The 16,714-nt window shown below is 41.1% G+C and carries 14 protein-coding genes; 13 read left to right on the top strand and 1 reads right to left on the bottom strand.

Annotation, left to right across the window (positions count from 1 at the left end):
- Positions 1–62: 62 nt before the first annotated feature.
- Together atpD and ACE38V_RS05300 are read left to right on the top strand one after the other, a co-directional pair.
- A complete protein-coding gene (gene atpD / locus ACE38V_RS05305; RefSeq protein WP_375840168.1) occupies positions 63–1,484 on the top strand; it encodes a F0F1 ATP synthase subunit beta in 1,422 nt (473 codons plus the stop codon).
- Between the two features lie 22 nt (positions 1,485–1,506).
- Positions 1,507–1,911 carry a F0F1 ATP synthase subunit epsilon gene (locus ACE38V_RS05300; protein WP_375840167.1) on the top strand — a complete coding sequence of 135 codons (405 nt, stop codon included), beginning with the start codon at positions 1,507–1,509 and terminating at the stop codon, positions 1,909–1,911.
- 382 nt (positions 1,912–2,293) lie between these two features.
- Here ACE38V_RS05300 and ACE38V_RS05295 read toward each other — a convergent pair whose 3' ends face one another.
- On the bottom strand, positions 2,294–2,911 hold the full coding sequence (locus ACE38V_RS05295; protein ID WP_375840166.1) for a PBECR4 domain-containing protein: 618 nt from the start codon (positions 2,909–2,911) through the stop codon (positions 2,294–2,296).
- Between the two features lie 1,970 nt (positions 2,912–4,881).
- Between ACE38V_RS05295 and ACE38V_RS05290 the strand changes: the two genes are divergently transcribed.
- The 11 genes from ACE38V_RS05290 to nuoN all read left to right on the top strand — a co-directional run bounded on the left by ACE38V_RS05290 (position 4,882) and on the right by nuoN (position 16,648).
- Positions 4,882–5,256, top strand: a complete 375-nt coding sequence (locus ACE38V_RS05290) for an NADH-quinone oxidoreductase subunit A (protein ID WP_375840165.1) — start codon at positions 4,882–4,884, stop codon at positions 5,254–5,256.
- Entirely contained in the window at positions 5,247–5,759 is a 513-nt protein-coding gene (locus ACE38V_RS05285; RefSeq protein ID WP_375840164.1) for a NuoB/complex I 20 kDa subunit family protein, read from the top strand. Before ACE38V_RS05290 ends, ACE38V_RS05285 begins: the two co-directional genes overlap by 10 nt.
- 3 nt (positions 5,760–5,762) lie before the next feature.
- Entirely contained in the window at positions 5,763–7,010 is a 1,248-nt protein-coding gene (locus ACE38V_RS05280; RefSeq protein ID WP_375840163.1) for an NADH-quinone oxidoreductase subunit C, read from the top strand.
- A gap of 4 nt (positions 7,011–7,014) precedes the next feature.
- Positions 7,015–8,115, top strand: a complete 1,101-nt coding sequence (locus ACE38V_RS05275) for an NADH-quinone oxidoreductase subunit D (protein WP_375840162.1) — start codon at positions 7,015–7,017, stop codon at positions 8,113–8,115.
- Complete coding sequence (nuoH, locus tag ACE38V_RS05270) at positions 8,115–9,122, top strand: NADH-quinone oxidoreductase subunit NuoH (protein WP_375840161.1); 1,008 nt, start codon at positions 8,115–8,117, stop codon at positions 9,120–9,122. The genes ACE38V_RS05275 and nuoH overlap by 1 nt, the downstream gene beginning before the upstream one ends.
- A gap of 84 nt (positions 9,123–9,206) precedes the next feature.
- Positions 9,207–9,626, top strand: coding sequence for an NADH-quinone oxidoreductase subunit NuoI (nuoI, locus tag ACE38V_RS05265; RefSeq protein WP_375840160.1), 420 nt, complete (start codon positions 9,207–9,209; stop codon positions 9,624–9,626).
- The gene (locus ACE38V_RS05260) at positions 9,623–10,144 is read left to right on the top strand and encodes an NADH-quinone oxidoreductase subunit J (protein WP_375840159.1); all 522 of its coding nucleotides are present in this window, start codon (positions 9,623–9,625) and stop codon (positions 10,142–10,144) included. The genes nuoI and ACE38V_RS05260 overlap by 4 nt, the downstream gene beginning before the upstream one ends.
- Complete coding sequence (gene nuoK / locus ACE38V_RS05255) at positions 10,141–10,455, top strand: NADH-quinone oxidoreductase subunit NuoK (RefSeq protein ID WP_375840158.1); 315 nt, start codon at positions 10,141–10,143, stop codon at positions 10,453–10,455. The genes ACE38V_RS05260 and nuoK overlap by 4 nt, the downstream gene beginning before the upstream one ends.
- A 1,286-nt stretch (positions 10,456–11,741) precedes the next feature.
- Positions 11,742–13,610, top strand: a complete 1,869-nt coding sequence (nuoL, locus tag ACE38V_RS05250) for an NADH-quinone oxidoreductase subunit L (protein WP_375840157.1) — start codon at positions 11,742–11,744, stop codon at positions 13,608–13,610.
- Entirely contained in the window at positions 13,607–15,127 is a 1,521-nt protein-coding gene (locus tag ACE38V_RS05245) for an NADH-quinone oxidoreductase subunit M (protein ID WP_375840156.1), read from the top strand. Before nuoL ends, ACE38V_RS05245 begins: the two co-directional genes overlap by 4 nt.
- Positions 15,128–15,133: 6 nt before the next feature.
- The gene (gene nuoN, locus ACE38V_RS05240) at positions 15,134–16,648 is read left to right on the top strand and encodes an NADH-quinone oxidoreductase subunit NuoN (RefSeq protein WP_375840155.1); all 1,515 of its coding nucleotides are present in this window, start codon (positions 15,134–15,136) and stop codon (positions 16,646–16,648) included.
- Positions 16,649–16,714: the final 66 nt, after the last annotated feature.

Raw genomic sequence — 16,714 nt, 5'->3', positions numbered from 1 at the left:
GTGATTGGAAAAGTCTTTTCCAGGATTGTTTATTTGTGTAGAAAACGTTAGGAGGGAAAAAGATGAACAAAGGACGCGTACTTCAAATTATGGGTCCAGTTGTTGACGTAAAGTTCGAAAGTGGTCAACTTCCAGAGATCTATAATGCTTTAAAAATTGTAAAAAAAGCGTCTAACGAATCTGAAGTTAACATCAACCTAACACTTGAAGTTGCTCTTCACTTAGGTGACGATACAGTACGTACTATTGCCATGTCCTCTACTGACGGACTAACTCGTGGCATTGAGGTTGAAGATACTGGAAAGCCAATTTCTGTTCCAGTTGGGGACGTTACACTTGGACGTGTATTCAACGTATTAGGAGACAATATTGACTTAAATGAACCACTACCTGCAGACGCTCGTCGTGATTCCATTCATAGAGAAGCACCTAAATTTGAACAACTTTCAACTGAGGTTGAAATTCTTGAAACGGGTATTAAAGTAGTAGACCTACTTGCTCCATATATCAAAGGGGGAAAAATCGGTCTATTCGGTGGTGCCGGTGTTGGTAAAACCGTATTAATTCAGGAATTAATCAATAACATTGCTCAAGAACATGGTGGTATTTCCGTATTTGCCGGCGTTGGAGAACGTACTCGTGAAGGAAATGACCTTTATTGGGAAATGACAGACTCTGGCGTTATCAAGAAAACAGCGATGGTTTTCGGTCAGATGAACGAACCGCCTGGTGCTCGTATGCGTGTGGCTTTAACAGGACTAACCATGGCTGAATTTTTCCGTGATGAAGAAGGACAAGACGTTCTTTTCTTCATTGATAACATTTTCCGTTTCACTCAAGCGGGTTCTGAGGTATCAGCGTTGCTTGGTCGTATGCCATCTGCCGTTGGTTACCAACCAACCCTCGCTACTGAAATGGGTAGATTGCAAGAACGTATTACATCAACAAATAAAGGTTCTGTTACATCAATCCAAGCGATTTATGTACCTGCCGATGACTATACTGACCCAGCTCCAGCAACGACTTTCGCTCACTTAGATGCAACAACGAACCTTGAGCGTAAGCTTTCTGAAATGGGTATTTATCCAGCGGTGGACCCACTAGCTTCAACTTCACGTGCATTGTCACCTGATATTGTAGGGGAAGAACATTATGATATTGCTCGTCGAGTACAACAAACGTTACAACGTTATAGAGAGTTACAAGATATCATCGCGATCTTAGGTATGGATGAGTTGTCTGATGAAGATAAACTTGTCGTAGACCGCGCGCGTCGTATCCAAAATTTCTTATCCCAAAACTTCCACGTGGCTGAACAATTTACAGGTCAACCAGGATCTTATGTACCAGTAAAAGAAACAGTTAGAGGATTTAAAGAAATTCTTGAAGGTAAGCATGACAACCTTCCTGAAGATGCATTCCGTTTAGTTGGTCGTATTGAAGAAGCAGTCGAGAATGCTAAGAAAATGGGTGTAGAAGTCTAATTTCGGGACAGGAGGGTAAAAAATGAAGACAATTAAAGTCAGTGTTGTTACTCCCGATGGCCCAGTGTATGAATCAGATGTTGAAATGGTAATCACAAAGGCTAAAAGCGGTGAGCTAGGAATCTTGCCTGGTCACATTTCAATGGTGGCACCGCTCGAAATTACTTCTGTCCGTCTGAAAAAAGATGGGAAATATGAGTATATTGCCATTAGCGGTGGTATTTTAGAAGTGCGCCCAGATCAAGTGACGATTCTTGCACAAACTGCAGAAAAGGCAGAAGCAATCGATATCGATCGTGCTATTCGTGCAAAAGAGCGTGCTGAAGGTAGACTTCAAGATACGCATAAAGAAGAAGTCGATTTCAGAATCGCAGAACTTGCATTGCAACGTGCAATCAACCGTATATCAGTGGCTGAAAAAAGATAATGTTAAGCGAATAAAACATCTTCCGATTTGATGAAAATCAGGTCAGAAGGTGTTTTTTTGTTGGTTGGTGGTACACAGGGACAGGTCCCTTGTCCTGCAATATTGATTGGGTGGTACACACAGAGATAGGTCCCTTATGCCATCAAGAATACCCAATAGTGTAATATTATTGGGTATTTATTATTCTGATATAACAACTAATCATTATGGTCAAGAGTATCAGACTGTGGTGGGAATCATGCCATTTTTGACTTACATTGTTTGGGCCATTTTTCGTATGAATGATTACGTTAAGTCTCAAGTTACAGTTGTTTTTATTCTGTTGTTGGTCCTTAAGAAAAGGAATTGTAAAAAAATTAAACACCCATTCATGGGTGTCACTTTATTTCTTTATTATTACTTTTTTAACGCCAATGGTCTTTCTGCCTTCTATTAGAGACAGTCCATTGGATGTTTCATTAATTCGTTCTGTCATATAGAATTGGGGGAAATAGAGCCCAGTTTTCTTATCAATACTTATTCCTAAATGACCTACACCTGATTCGCATAGGTCATAGACTAAAAATTTTACGTTCACCCTTGTTCCTGGCTTTCCAATATAATCAACGAAGATATTAGAGTGTGGTGCTTCGACTATTCGATGTAAGAGGAAGAAAAACACTATTTTATCTTTGCTGCTCTTGAAACGGGTATTTCCGCCTGTCTTTTTGAGATGTTTGAAGTCAATTTTTCCGTTTTTAACGTTCTGATATCCTTTTGTTCCATAATAATTATGGTGTTGTGAGGGGTGAAGAGCTTTTTCAATAATCTTCTTAATTCCTAATAGATGGCAGAAATCCTTTTCTAGAAACTGCCAAGAGACAATATTTCCATCCTGCAGATGATATTCATAAGTATGATGCAATAAATAGTATTCATAATAGTCTTGAAGTAATTTTAATGATATTTCACTTATGGATGGGTTTCGAGTTAAATTAGCGAACGTATGGATATCCAACATCTTCTTTTTCCCCTAAAAAAATGAAAGCTCTTGATTTATTAAAATCAAGAGCTTTGAATGTTAAAATAATTGGCAGCAAGCTAAAGTTCCCAGCTTTTTTTAAGCTCCCCCTGGGCAGAGAAACGAGAGCTGCCGTCCCGTTGTCCTAACAGTGTATGCAAGATATTGTAAAAATATCCTGATGTACATGAAGAATTGAAAACATGTACAGTGTTATCCTGTACAATGTGGTAGCAAGCAGAAAGTTCCTAGCATTGTTTGCAGTCCCTCTAGGCAGGGAAACTGAGAGCTACCGTCCCAGCACCTTCGCGGTCCTTTTATCTGTTGATCCTCTATAGATTATCTTACATTGTGGATGGGGTTTTGTCTAGGAGGAATCTTGGGGGAAGTTCTTTTATGTGTGGGGAAATTGTATAGAGATTGTATTTATTTTTTAACGGGTTCCGTAACTATCGCAAAACGTCAATTTACACAGGAAAATGCAAACCAAAATGTAATCCTTTTTCACTAGAAAATGTAGGACAAATGGTAAGACTAATTCTTCGGATTGCGAATTATGCTCATTAAGAAGTTTACAAACCATTTTCGCCTTCTCCTTATCGATTTCGTGTAGGTATGAGAATACATAGGCGGAGAATTTCCTGCTAATGTATATAGAGGAAGCTTAAGAAGCAGATATAAGCGGAGATATTCCGATTAACTGCTCTAAATAAGACAAAATACAAAGATTTGGATAATATAAACGGAAAAACTCCTCTTATTTGTAAGGAAATATGGGTATTTCCCAATATAGACGGAATTTTTTCGTTTATTTTTCATACACAGTAAAATCAACATTCAGTACTAATCTAGCAGAGGCTAACCTTAAATTTAAAAAAACAATATTTTTCTGTATATCCATTTGCAAGTAAAAATGTAGTGTATTTTGCTGCGGTACACTGGATATTGTACCCCTACATTTTAATATATAAATTGCCCTACATATTCTCCAAAAATAATGATCGAAATCCCCTTATATCAACAAAAATAGACCTACAAATTACCATACAATTTGAAGGTCATTTTGCATTACATTTTTAATGTTTGCGATAGTTAACGGAACCCGTTATTTATTTTTACTCTTGTTTTTTGGGGATATTGGGTTTTGGAATAGGTGGAGGGTATTTTGTTGTATTTTTTAATATTGGGTAGTGGGGTATGTATAGATTGTGGGGTTGTTTTAATTTTTGGGGTTTGGTTTGTGGTTCTTGCGAACCTATGTGGGGGGCACGTCATCTTCCGCTGCGCTCCAGATCACGTGCGATTTGGTTTGGACTATTACTTATGGGATGAGGAGGGTTCGCTTATGCGTCATCTCTGGGGGTGGATTCGGGGAGGTTGAATCATTCGAGATCACGCAAACGCTCAGGGGGAGGGGGTACCATGTCGACGTGCAAGGGTTAGTGCGATGGAAAATCTTTCGTCGGTGCTGGCGCGATGATGTTTTTGTTGATACTGCGGTGGTAAATGGAGTGAGTGGGGAGGATGGGTTCTTGCGAACCTTTGAGGGGGGCACGTCATCTTCCACTGGCGCTCCAGATCACGTGCAAAATAATTTGGACTTATTTATATGGGATGAGGAGGGTTCGCTTATGCGTCATCTCTGGGGGTGGATTCGGGGAGGTTGAATCATTCGAGATCACGCAAACGCTCAGGGAGAGGGGGACCATGTCGACACCGGGGCTAGTGCGATGGAAAATCTTCCGCCGGTGCTGACGCACCTACGCCTCCGCTGACGCTGCGGCTAGCAACTTAAGAGTTTATTCCGCTTTTCGTGAGCGCGCTCACGAACGCTGCATAAACTCTTAAGTTGCTGGCGGAAGATTTTCCATAAATAGTTTTGGGTTTGTCGACATGGTTTTGGAAGGGTGCTATAATGTATTCGGTTACATTTTTAAGTAGAGAATATTTAGGCATTGGAGGGGATGGGCATGGAGTTTTTAAATTTATATCAGAATAATTATCTGATTGTTTTTATTTTTCTATGTCTTGGGGTTTTGTTGCCTGTGGTGGCTTTGTTTTTGGGGAAGTTGTTGCGTCCTTATAAGCCTAGTGAGGCGAAGTACACCACTTATGAGAGCGGAATTGAGCCGTTTCACGATTCGCGTGTTCAGTTCAATGTCCGCTATTATATTTTCGGTCTCATGTTTGTTATTTTTGATGTGGAGACTGTTTTTTTGTATCCGTGGGCGGTTGCTTATGAGAAGCTTGGAATCTTTGCGTTGATTGAGATGACGATTTTTGTTGTTATGCTTTTGATTGGTCTCATCTATGCATGGAGGAAGAAGGTGTTGAAATGGATTTAAAGTTGGATGGACTTTCAATGGATGAAATGGAAGAGCTTAAGCGAAATGTGTTTATTACGACCTTAGAACAAATTAAAGCGTGGGCGCGGAGTAATTCATTGTGGCCAATGACCTTCGGGCTTGCTTGTTGTGCCATCGAGATGATGGGGGTTGGGGGCGCCCATTATGACTTGGATCGTTTTGGTTCCTTTTTTAGGACTTCTCCGAGGCAATCGGATGTTATGATTGTTTCTGGTACGGTGACGAAGAAAATGGCGCCGATTTTGCGAAGATTATATGATCAAATGCCTGAACCGAAATGGGTGATTGCGATGGGTTCTTGTGCGACGGCTGGCGGACCTTATGTGAAGTCGTATGCGGTTGTTAAGGGTGCCGATCAGATTGTACCGGTGGATGTGTATATTCCTGGTTGTCCACCAAACCCTGCTGCTTTAATTTATGGCATTAATAAATTAAAGGAAAAGATTCGGTATGAGGCAAAGACTGGGAAGAAGGTGATTTAATCCATGAGTGGAGAGAAGAATCTAGACCAGTTAAAAAAAGAAGCGGCTCAGAAGGCAAAGGAGCTTGCGATGAAACGTTTAGCTGAAAAACAAGCTATAAACGATAGAAAAAGTGAAGATGTTAGTGAGAATAATGTAGAGGTACAAAAAGTAGAAATAGCACAAGAGGCTTCTAATGAAGATGAGATGGATCTAGCAAAGAAGAAGGCGGCTGCAGCAGCAAAAGCTAAGGCAGAGGCGCTTGCAAAAATGAAGGCAAAGGAAGCCGCAGAGTCTGTTCCGGAAACAGGGGCTGGGGAAGAGAATTTAGATCTAGCGAAGAAGAAGGCGGCTGCAGCAGCAAAGGCTAAAGCAGAGGCGCTTGCAAAGATGAAGGCAAAGGTAGCCGCAGAGTCTGTTCCGAAAACAGGGACTGAGGAAGAGGACTTAGATTTAGCGAAGAAAAAAGCAGCCGCAGCAGCGAAGGCAAAGGCAGCAGCAGCGGCAAAAGCAAAAGCGGCTGCATTGGCCAAACAGACAGATGAAGCTCCAGCAGCAGATGAAAAGGCAAAAGCGATAGCAGCAGCTAAAGCAAAAGCAGTAGCAGCGGCCAAGGCAAAGTCAGCAGCGGCCGCAAAAGCAAAGGCAGCCGTGCAAGCCGCAGATGGGGCTACGGATGATGCGAAAGCAAAAGCGATAGCAGCAGCAAAAGCAAAGGCAGCTGCAGCAGCAAAGGCCAAAGCAGCAGGTGCTGGTGCAAAAGCGGAGGTTTCGGCTGAGGAACAAACGCCTTCGAAAAATCAGCCTTATCTTGATAAATATGTCAAAGTCATCGAAGAGCATCTCGGAAAAGATGTTTTGGAAGACTCTTATATTAATAAACTCTCTAAAGATGTTCCGACTCTTGTAGCAAAGCCGGAATCCTATTATAAAATTGCTGAATTTTTAAAGTTTAACGAACAACTTAGTTTTGATTACTTATCAGAACTTCATGGTTCTGACTTTGAGTCACATATGGAAGTGTATGTTCATTTGTACTCGTATAAGAACCAACAATCTGTTGCTTTGAAGGTGAAGATTGATCGTGCAGAGCCAACCATTTTATCCTTAATGCCGTTATGGGCAGGGGCGAATTGGCCAGAGTGTGAAGCTTACGATTTATTAGGAATTCAATTCAAAGGGCACCCTAATTTAAATCGTATTTTACTTGGTGAAGACTGGGTGGGGCATCCTCTGCGCAAAGACTATGAACCTTATGATGTGGAGGTGTAGCCTAGTGTTACGTACAGAAGAAATGCTGTTAAACGTAGGACCCCAGCATCCTAGTACACACGGAGTTTTTCGTCTTGTGATTAAAATTGATGGAGAAATTATCAAAGAAGCAAGGCCTGTGATTGGTTACTTGCATCGTGGGACGGAAAAATTAGCAGAAAACCTTCAATATACACAGATTATTCCATATACAGACCGGATGGATTATCTTTCTGCCATGACCAATAATTATGTTCTCTGTCATGCTGTAGAAACGATGATGGGCTTAGAAATACCAGATCGGGCTGAATATTTACGCGTTATTGCGATGGAATTAGGAAGGGTTGCAAGCCATCTCGTTTGGTGGGGTACATTCCTGCTGGATATTGGGGCAACCAGTCCGTTTTTGTATGCCTTCCGGGAACGCGAGATGATTATTAACATGCTGAATGAATTATCCGGAGCAAGGCTAACCTTTAACTACATGCGTGTAGGAGGAGTTAAATGGGATGCACCTGAAGGTTGGATTGAAAAGGTGAAAGAATTCATTCCTTATATGCGCGAGCAGCTGAAAGGCTATCATGATTTAGTGACGGGAAATGAAATCTTTATGAACCGTGTCAAGGGTGTTGGAAAATATACAAAGGAAGATGCATTGAATTATTCCTTAAGTGGAGCGAATCTCCGTTGCACCGGCGTGAAATGGGATCTTCGCAAAAATGAGCCATATTCTATTTATGATCGATTTGATTTTGATATTCCGGTTCAAACCGGCGGAGACGCATGGGCAAGATATCATTGCCGTTTAGACGAAATAGAAGAATCATTGAAAATTTTAGAACAAGCAGTTGAACAGTTCCCTGAAGAAGGACCAATTCTAGCAAAGGTACCGAAAATTATAAAGGCACCAAAGGGGGAAGCATTTGTCCGAATTGAATCTCCTCGAGGTGAAATCGGTTGCTATATTGCTAGTGACGGTAAAAAAGAACCTTATCGCTTGAAATTCAGAAGACCGTCTTTTTATAATCTACAAATTCTTCCTAAATTATTAGAAGGACAAAATATCGCGAATTTAATTGTCATTTTAGGAGCGATTGATATTGTTCTAGGGGAGGTTGACGGTTAATGATTGAAGAATTATTGCATTCAGAGGCTGGTTTAATGAATTTTGGAATTTTCTTTTTACTGGCTGTTATCCTTCTTTTTGTTGTCCTTGGATTTGTTACATATGCCATTCTTGCAGAGCGGAAAGTAATGGGATTTATGCAGCTCAGGCATGGTCCGAATCAGGTCGGTGGACGATGGGGCTTATTACAAACGGTAGCGGATGTGCTTAAGCTTTTATTAAAAGAAGATACGATACCAAAGCTTGCCGACAGACCATTGTTTATCCTCGCACCTGTTATTGCCTTTGCACCTGCTTTTATGGTGCTGGCAACGATTCCTTTTACAGATAAACTGCAATTTGCAGATATTGGGGTAGGTCTTCTCTATTATATTGCGATTTCAGGACTTTCAACGATTGGAATTGTGACAGGTAGCTGGGCTTCAAATAACAAGTATGCCCTCTTAGGTGGAATGCGGGCAGCGGCTCAAATGATTTCTTATGAGATTCCACTCGTGATGAGTGTATTAGGAGTTATTTTATTATCAGGCAGCTTGAATTTAAATGAAATTGTCGCTGCGCAGGAACATGGATGGTTTATCATTGTTCAACCAATTGCATTTATTGTTTTTATCATTGCAGCAGTTGCTGAATTAAACCGGGTTCCATTTGATCTTCCTGAAGCGGAATCAGAGCTTATTGCCGGATTCCATACTGAATACTCCGGTTTCCGCTGGGCATTCTTTATGCTTTCAGAGTATGTGTATTTCTTTGCGATGGCTTCCTTAATTACGGTTATTTTCTTAGGCGGCTGGCTGCCCCTACCGTTTTTAGGCTTTATTCCAGGGGCTGTATGGTTTGCATTGAAATTTAGCGCGGTGGTCTTTTTCCTCATTTGGATTCGGGTAACCTTCCCGCGGATGCGGGCCGATCAATTGATGGAGTTTGGCTGGAAAGTGCTATTACCAGTGGCATTGGCGAATATTTTCTTAACTGCCATCATTAAAGAAATCGTGAATTTATTTTAATCGAATCGATAGGTTTGTGTTTTTTATAAACAGATAAGGGAATGGACCGTTTTTACGAAAACATTCGCATAAGGGGTGAGTGATGTGCTTGGATTAGCGAAGGGTTTGAAATATACCCTGAAGAACTTAGCGAGGGAAAAAGTCACGTATGATTACCCGAATGAGCCGCTTCCACTTCCGGATCGTTTTCGTGGGATTCAGAAATTTTACCCGGAAAAATGTATTGTTTGTAATCAGTGCTCAAATATTTGTCCAACCGATTGCATTCAATTAACAGGGAAAAAGCACCCGGATCCAACGAAAAAGGGAAAAATAATTGATACGTATGACATTAATTTTGAAATTTGTATTTTATGTGATTTATGTACCGAGGTTTGTCCAACTGAGGCTATTATTATGACCAATAATTTTGAGCTTGCTGAATTTAGTCGAGATCAATTGTTTAAAAATCTTGAGTGGTTAGATGAAAATGATGAAAATATACGGAAGGTGAATAAACCATGACAATATCGGGTGAATTTATAGCGTTTATGGCTTTGGCACTAGTCGCAGTCATCGGTGGCGTGCTTTTAATCAACCTGACAAAGGTTGTTCATATGGTTGTGGCTCTTGTTTTTACCTTCGTCAGTATCGCTGGCATTTACATCTTGCTTTCAGCTGAGTTTGTCGCAGCAGTACAGATTCTCATATATTCTGGTGCCATTACCATTATCATGCTCTTTGGCATCATGCTCACGCGGCATAATGACGAAGAAGAGGAGAAAAGTGGCCTATTCAAGAGAATCCTTCTATTTGTTGGAGTCCTTGTATTTGGCTGGGCCGTTTATATCGGCATTTATGATCTCGATTTATCTCCAGCCGCGAGCGATTTACATGTCAACAATACAGAGCAAATTGGTGTGGCGCTTTACTCAAAATATATCATTCCATTTGAGCTCACCTCTGTGGTTTTACTTGTGGCCTTAATTGGAGCGATTATTTTGGCGAAAAAAGATGATAAAAAGGAGGCGGATAAAAAATGAATTCCGTCCCACTTTCAGCCTTTCTGGCACTAGCCTTAATTCTTTTTTGCATCGGGCTTTACGGAGCGTTGACAAAAAGAAATACGGTGATTGTTCTTATTTCAATTGAATTAATGCTGAATGCTGTCAATATTAATCTAGTAGCTTTCAGTAAGCTTGGTGTTGCTCCATCCATTGATGGGCAAATTTTTGCCCTTTTTGCCATGGCAGTAGCAGCTGCAGAGGCGGCTGTTGGTTTGGCTATCCTGATGGCGTTATACCATAATCGTAAGACAGTGAATATTGATGAGATGGATTCGATGAAGCATTAGGGATGGGGAGCGTTCGGTTGTGCATTCGTGAATAGGTTTTTATTTTGTGTAAGGGAGTCTGCAATTTTCGCGAACAAATCAAGAAAGTCGCGAGCAACATGTGATTTTCGCGAACAACATCTAGTTTTCGCGAATAAATAAGGAACTCGCGAATAAAAGTGATGATTTCGCGAATAAAATTCGAAAGTCGCGAATAAACCCCGACTTTTCGCGAATAAATATTGAAAGTCGCGAATAAACCTCAATTTTTCGCGAATAAACTTTGATTTTTGGCAATTGGAATTAAAAATCGCGAACAAATCAAGAAAGTCGCGAGCAACATGTGATTTTCGCGAATAAATAAGGAACTCGCGAATAAAAGTGATGATTTCGCGAATAAAATTCGAAAGTCGCGAATAAACCCCGACTTTTCGCGAATAAATATTGAAAGTCGCGAATAAACCTCAATTTTTCGCGAATAAACTTTGATTTTTTGCAATTGGAATTAAAAATCGCGAACAAATCAAGAAAGTCGCGAGTAACATATGATTTTCGCGAACAAAACCTAGATTTCGCGAATAAATAAGGAACTCGCGAATAAAAATGATGATTTCGCGAATAAAATCCGAAAGTCGCGAGTAAACCCCGACTTTTCGCGAATAAATATTGAAAGTCGCGAATAAACCTCAATTTTTTGCGAATAAACTTTGATTTTTGGCAATTGGAATATAAAAATCGCGAACAAATCAAGAAAGTCGCGAGCAATATGTGATTTTCGCGAACAAAACCTAGTTTTCGCGAATAAATAAGGAACTCGCGAATAAAAGTGATGATTTCGCGAATAAAATTCGAAAGTCGCGAATAAACCCCGACTTTTCGCGAATAAATATTGAAAGTCGCGAATAAACCTTAATTTTTTGCGAATAAACTTTGATTTTTGGCAATTGGAATATAAAAATCGCGAACAAATCAAGAAAGTCGCGAGCAACATGTGATTTTCGCGAACAACATCTAATTTTGCGTAGCAACATTGAACTTCCCAAGTAACATACTCAAAATTTCGCGCATAAATAGGTATTCAGCACTAATAAACGTGAAGCTTTCGAATTCAGCCTCACGCTCAAAGCGAAAATATAGTCCAAAACATCATCGTTCTATCATAAAAAACAAGCAATAAAATAGATGGAATTTCCATTATCATTCTACAGAAGAATCAGGGCACATCAACCTAAGCCGCAGTCCGTAGTATATATTTAGCGGAGCTCAAGCAAAGTGTCCTGTTCATTCTAAAAAAGGGGATTGTGATATTGATGGAGAATGCATGGATCATACCGCTTTTCCCGCTTTTATCTTTTCTGTTCCTGCTTTTGTTCGGCAGACGCCTTAAAGAAGCGAGTGCTTATATTGGGATTATGCTCACATTGTGCGCATTTCTGTTCTCCCTGTTGGTACTCTTTGAACGGTTTACCGCACCGAGCTTCAAGGCTGAAGCAGAATGGTTGAAAATTGGGGACCTTGGATTAACAGCGGGTTTTGAAGTTAATCAACTAAATGCATTAATGCTAGTCATCGTGTCGCTCGTCAGCCTCCTCATACATACGTATTCAAAGGGGTATATGCGTGGCGACGAACGTTTTCCGGTGTTCTATGCGTATTTAGGATTATTTACTTTTGCAATGCTAGGCTTGGTGATTTCGCCGAATCTATTGCAAACTTATATTTTCTGGGAGCTTGTTGGTCTTGGATCCTTCCTATTAATTGGATTCTATTATTATAAAGAAGAAGCAAAGAAAGCTGCTAAAAAGGCGTTCATCATGACGCGGATCGGGGATGTTGGTCTCTTAATCGGCATGATTCTCCTATTTTGGCAGGTTGGTAGCTTTGAATATGGGGAAATTTTTCAGGCTGTAAATGAAGGGGCTATTTCCACCAATATGATAACGCTGACCGCGATTTTGATCTTTGTTGGAGCGGTTGGAAAATCTGGTCAGTTCCCGCTTCATACTTGGTTACCGGACGCGATGGAAGGTCCGACGCCAGTATCTGCATTGATTCACGCAGCGACCATGGTTGCCGCAGGGGTTTATTTAGTAGCGGCTCTATTTCCACTATTCACGGCAAGTAAAACAGCATTGTTGACGATTGCGATTGTCGGTGCCTTTACCGCCATTTTTGCGGCTAGCATCGGCTTGGTGCAAAAGGATATTAAAAGGGTACTCGCTTATTCAACGGTGAGTCAGCTTGGATACATGATGCTCGCCCTTGGCTCCGCTGGATATGTAGCAGGGGTGTTCCATTTAATGACCCATGCTTTTTTTAAAGCGTTATTATTCCTTGCTGCAGGAAGCGTGATTCACGCGGTTTCGACGCAGGATATTGAGAAAATGGGCGGTCTATGGAAAAAGTTGAAATTGACAGGTCCACTTTTTTTAATCGGGACTTTGGCGATTAGTGGCGTCCCGCTCTTTTCCGGGTTTTTTAGTAAGGATGAGATTTTAGTAGCAGCTTGGGAAGCTGGGCATCCGGTGCTCTTCATTCTCGCTGTGATCGCCGCCTTTTTCACGGCGTTCTATATGTTCCGCCTCTTCTTTATGGTGTTTACAGGGGAAGCCCGCAGTGAAATGAAGAATGTCCATGAATCTCCGTCATCCATGACTGGGCCGATGCTCATTTTAGGGATTTTGGCCATTGTTGCCGGTTATGTGAATACACCTTGGTTCGGATCCTTCTTAGGGGATTGGTTAGTGGATGGCAATGAAGCATTAGGACATGGACATATGGAAGGGCCTGCTTGGATTATGCTCTTAGCTACAGGTGTCTCCTTGCTTGGAATTTTTCTTGCGTGGCTCATTTATGGGAAAAAGATTATCGCAAGAGATTGGATTACAGGGAAGATCCCGGGAGTGTATGGGATTTTATATAATAAGTATTTTATCGATGAACTTTATGAATATACGGTTATCTATGCGACAAAGGTTTTCAGCCTATTCCTTCGCTATATCGAATTATTCCTTGTCGAGGGAATCGTTAAAGGGGTAGCGGTATTCGTGCACAAGCTGGGAAAAATCGGTTCAAAAATACAAAACGGTCAGGTTCAAGTATATGGAACCATCGCCTTTGTTGGTTTAGCGGTAATTATGGCGGTATTTGTTTTGGCAGGGGGGTACTTTCGATGAATCTCAATCATTTTCTTTCTTTGCTTGTATTCTCCCCATTACTTGGCATGGTGGTCCTTGCATTTATCCCAAAAACGCGAGAAGCAACCATCAAGGTTGTTGGTTTTCTTGCAACCTTGCCAGCAACGATTTTGGCGCTAACGGCCTTCATTCAGTATCAGGCAGGTACTAGTTTAAAAACACTTAGCGAAAAAATAGACTGGATTCGCTTTAGTGATTTGCAAGTGTTAGATGAAAATTTATATGCGGTCAAATATGAGCTAGGGGTCAATGGTTTTTCGCTCGTATTGATTGTGCTAACGGCAGTTCTGGCAACTCTCGCAGCCATTGCCGGTATTTATATTAAAAAAGAATGGAAGGGCTTCTTTCTCTTATTTCTTTTATTAGAAATCGGGATGCTCGGTGTCTTTGCAGCCGAAAACTTAATTCTCTTCTTCATCTTCTTTGAAATTACCTTAATTCCAATGTTCTTCCTTGTGGGCAAGTGGGGGTATTTTGAAAAAGAAAATGCGGCGTTCAGCTACTTGATTTATAACGGCATTGGCTCTGCGATTCTCTTGATTGTGATTATCATCCTGTTTGCAAGGACGGGAACAACCAATATTGAATCATTAAAGACTATTTTGAGTTCACCCAATGTTGATCTGATTGCACCTATTTCTGGATCGATGAAATATGGTTTATTCATAGCTTTATTGATTGCATTTGGAGTAAAGCTTCCGATTTTCCCTTTGCATAGCTGGATGCTGAGGGTTCACGTTCAAGCGCCACCAGCTATTGTTATGCTGCACTCTGGTGTCCTACTTAAAATTGGCGCTTACGGTTTAATCCGCTTTGGAATGGGAATCTTCCCGGAACAGTTTCAAAAGCTAGATGTCTTGATTGTGATTTTAGGAGTTATCAATCTCCTTTACGGAGCATTCCTAGCTTTAGTGCAAACCGATTTTAAAATGGTACTGGCATACTCATCCATTTCTCATATGGGCATTGTTCTAATGGGTCTTGGTGCGATGAATGAAGCCGGAATCCAGGGGGCCATTTTCCAAGTGGTTTCTCACGGATTAATTTCTGCTCTCCTCTTCTTCTTAGTAGGGGTCATGTACGAACGTGTTCACACTTCAATGATCGATCGCCTTGGGGGAATGGCCAAAGCCCTTCCTATAACATCCGGATTCTTACTGGCAGCTGCGATGGCTTCTCTTGGCTTACCAGGGATGTCCGGCTTTGTTAGTGAATTTATGGTGTTCCTAGGCTTATTCAATGAAATGCCAGTTCTTGCTGCCATCGGGTCTCTAGGGATTATCATCACGGCCGTTTATTTACTTCGAGCAGTCCTTGGCATGACCTTTGGAGCAGCCAATCGCTCTTATCAAGGGCTTGATGATATTCGGGCCATTGAATACGTTCCGGTCATTGTCTTAGTTGGACTGATTGTCCTAATTGGTGTTTACCCAAGTGTATTAAGCGAACCATTGAAAGCCACACTTGAGACTATCTTACTTGGGATTGGAGGGTGATGAAGGATGGATCTAGATACATTACTGTCATTTAAGTGGAGCGTGATGACACCAGAGTTCATCATCCTTGGCGTAGCGACCGTTCTTTCCTTATTGGATATATTTATGCCGTCTAAGGCAAAGGGTCGGAAAATATTAGGCTGGATTGGGTTTGTAGGAATTCTGGCAGCGTTAGCTTCTCTATTAGGATTGCTTCATCATGATACGGTAACGATTCTTTATAATACGTTCCGCTTAGATGCTTATGCGAAGGCATTCAAAATTTTATTATTAATTGGCGCAGCATTGGTTATGCTCCTTGCAATAAGTTATCAGCCAAAGACAGGCATGTCGGAATTTAGAGGTGAGTTCTACTATTTATTCTTAACGGCCTTGCTTGGGGCGATGATGATGGCATCAAGTGGAGATTTAATCACCTTATTTGTTGGCTTGGAGCTTTTATCCATTTCCTCTTATATCTTAGCAGGTATAAGAAAAAATCGGCTTGAGTCCAATGAGTCGGCGATGAAATATGTGATAACGGGAGGTATTTCATCAGCAGTCACTTTATTTGGAATGAGCTATGTATTTGGTTTAACGGGTACGACCAATCTTAATGATATGACCAAGGTGCTAGCAGCGATTATGGATGAGCAGCAGGTTTATCTTTTAGGATTAGCCTTTTTGATGATTTTTATCGGCCTATCGTTTAAAATTGCTACAGCTCCGTTTCATATGTGGGCACCGGATGTTTATCAAGGGGCACCAACCCCTGTCACAGCTTTCTTAAGCGTAGTGTCCAAAACAGCTGGATTTGTGATAATCATTCGCGTCATCCTATCTATTTTTGCCAATGTTCCTTCAGAAGGACCGAACTCGGTGTCCTTACTCGTGAATATGCAGGGTTATATAGCTTTCTTGGCTGGCGCCACAATGATCATCGGAAACGTGGTCGCGCTAAGACAAAGGAACATCAAGCGGTTATTTGCTTATTCCAGCATCGCTCATGCGGGTTATCTGCTTGTCGCGATTGCCGCCATGTCCTTTGTGATGTTTGATGCGATGTGGTTCTATTTAGGGGCCTATCTTTTCATGAATTTAGGGGCTTTTGCAGTGATTCAATTAATGACAGAAGCAACAGATAACGAGGATATTGGTCAATTCGCAGGACTTTATCGTCGATCACCGGTTATAGCGGTATCAATGGGGATTTTCATTCTTTCCTTAGCAGGGATTCCTGCAACGGCAGGATTTATCGGAAAGCTCAATATCTTTATTGGAGCCCTGGTTCAGGATCATTTTGTTCTTGCATCTGTCATGATTGCGACAACGGTCGTATCTTACTTTTACTACTTTGGCATTTTAACGCAAATGTTCTTAAGACCTGCACCACATGATCATGGGGAAATCAAAGTACCAGTTGGAACAGGAATAGTCATCGGGATTTGTGTCATTGCTACGCTCTTGTTCGGAATTATGCCAAACATCGGGCTAGACTTCTTGCATTCCAATTTTGACCAATTTACGGATTTCTTAAAATAATGAAGAAGGGGGAATGTTTCCTCCTTCTTTTTGCATATTCTAAAGAAGTGTATAAATATGGTAGGC

This window comes from Cytobacillus sp. Hz8 (assembly GCF_042263505.1).
Lineage (GTDB): Bacteria > Bacillota > Bacilli > Bacillales > Cytobacillaceae > Bacillus_BE.
The sequence above is the reverse complement of the archived record's forward strand: the minus strand, read 5'-3'. Positions and strand labels throughout refer to the sequence as shown.

What these genes read in the sequence shown, in the direction of transcription:
- atpD (WP_375840168.1), top strand. Translation starts at nt 63, where the DNA reads ATGAACAAAGGACGCGTACTTCAAATTATGGGTCCAGTTGTTGACGTA.
- ACE38V_RS05300 (WP_375840167.1), top strand. Translation starts at nt 1,507, where the DNA reads ATGAAGACAATTAAAGTCAGTGTTGTTACTCCCGATGGCCCAGTGTAT.
- ACE38V_RS05295 (WP_375840166.1), bottom strand. Translation starts at nt 2,911, where the DNA reads ATGTTGGATATCCATACGTTCGCTAATTTAACTCGAAACCCATCCATA.
- ACE38V_RS05290 (WP_375840165.1), top strand. Translation starts at nt 4,882, where the DNA reads ATGGAGTTTTTAAATTTATATCAGAATAATTATCTGATTGTTTTTATT.
- ACE38V_RS05285 (WP_375840164.1), top strand. Translation starts at nt 5,247, where the DNA reads ATGGATTTAAAGTTGGATGGACTTTCAATGGATGAAATGGAAGAGCTT.
- ACE38V_RS05280 (WP_375840163.1), top strand. Translation starts at nt 5,763, where the DNA reads ATGAGTGGAGAGAAGAATCTAGACCAGTTAAAAAAAGAAGCGGCTCAG.
- nuoH (WP_375840161.1), top strand. Translation starts at nt 8,115, where the DNA reads ATGATTGAAGAATTATTGCATTCAGAGGCTGGTTTAATGAATTTTGGA.
- ACE38V_RS05260 (WP_375840159.1), top strand. Translation starts at nt 9,623, where the DNA reads ATGACAATATCGGGTGAATTTATAGCGTTTATGGCTTTGGCACTAGTC.
- nuoK (WP_375840158.1), top strand. Translation starts at nt 10,141, where the DNA reads ATGAATTCCGTCCCACTTTCAGCCTTTCTGGCACTAGCCTTAATTCTT.
- ACE38V_RS05245 (WP_375840156.1), top strand. Translation starts at nt 13,607, where the DNA reads ATGAATCTCAATCATTTTCTTTCTTTGCTTGTATTCTCCCCATTACTT.
- nuoN (WP_375840155.1), top strand. Translation starts at nt 15,134, where the DNA reads ATGGATCTAGATACATTACTGTCATTTAAGTGGAGCGTGATGACACCA.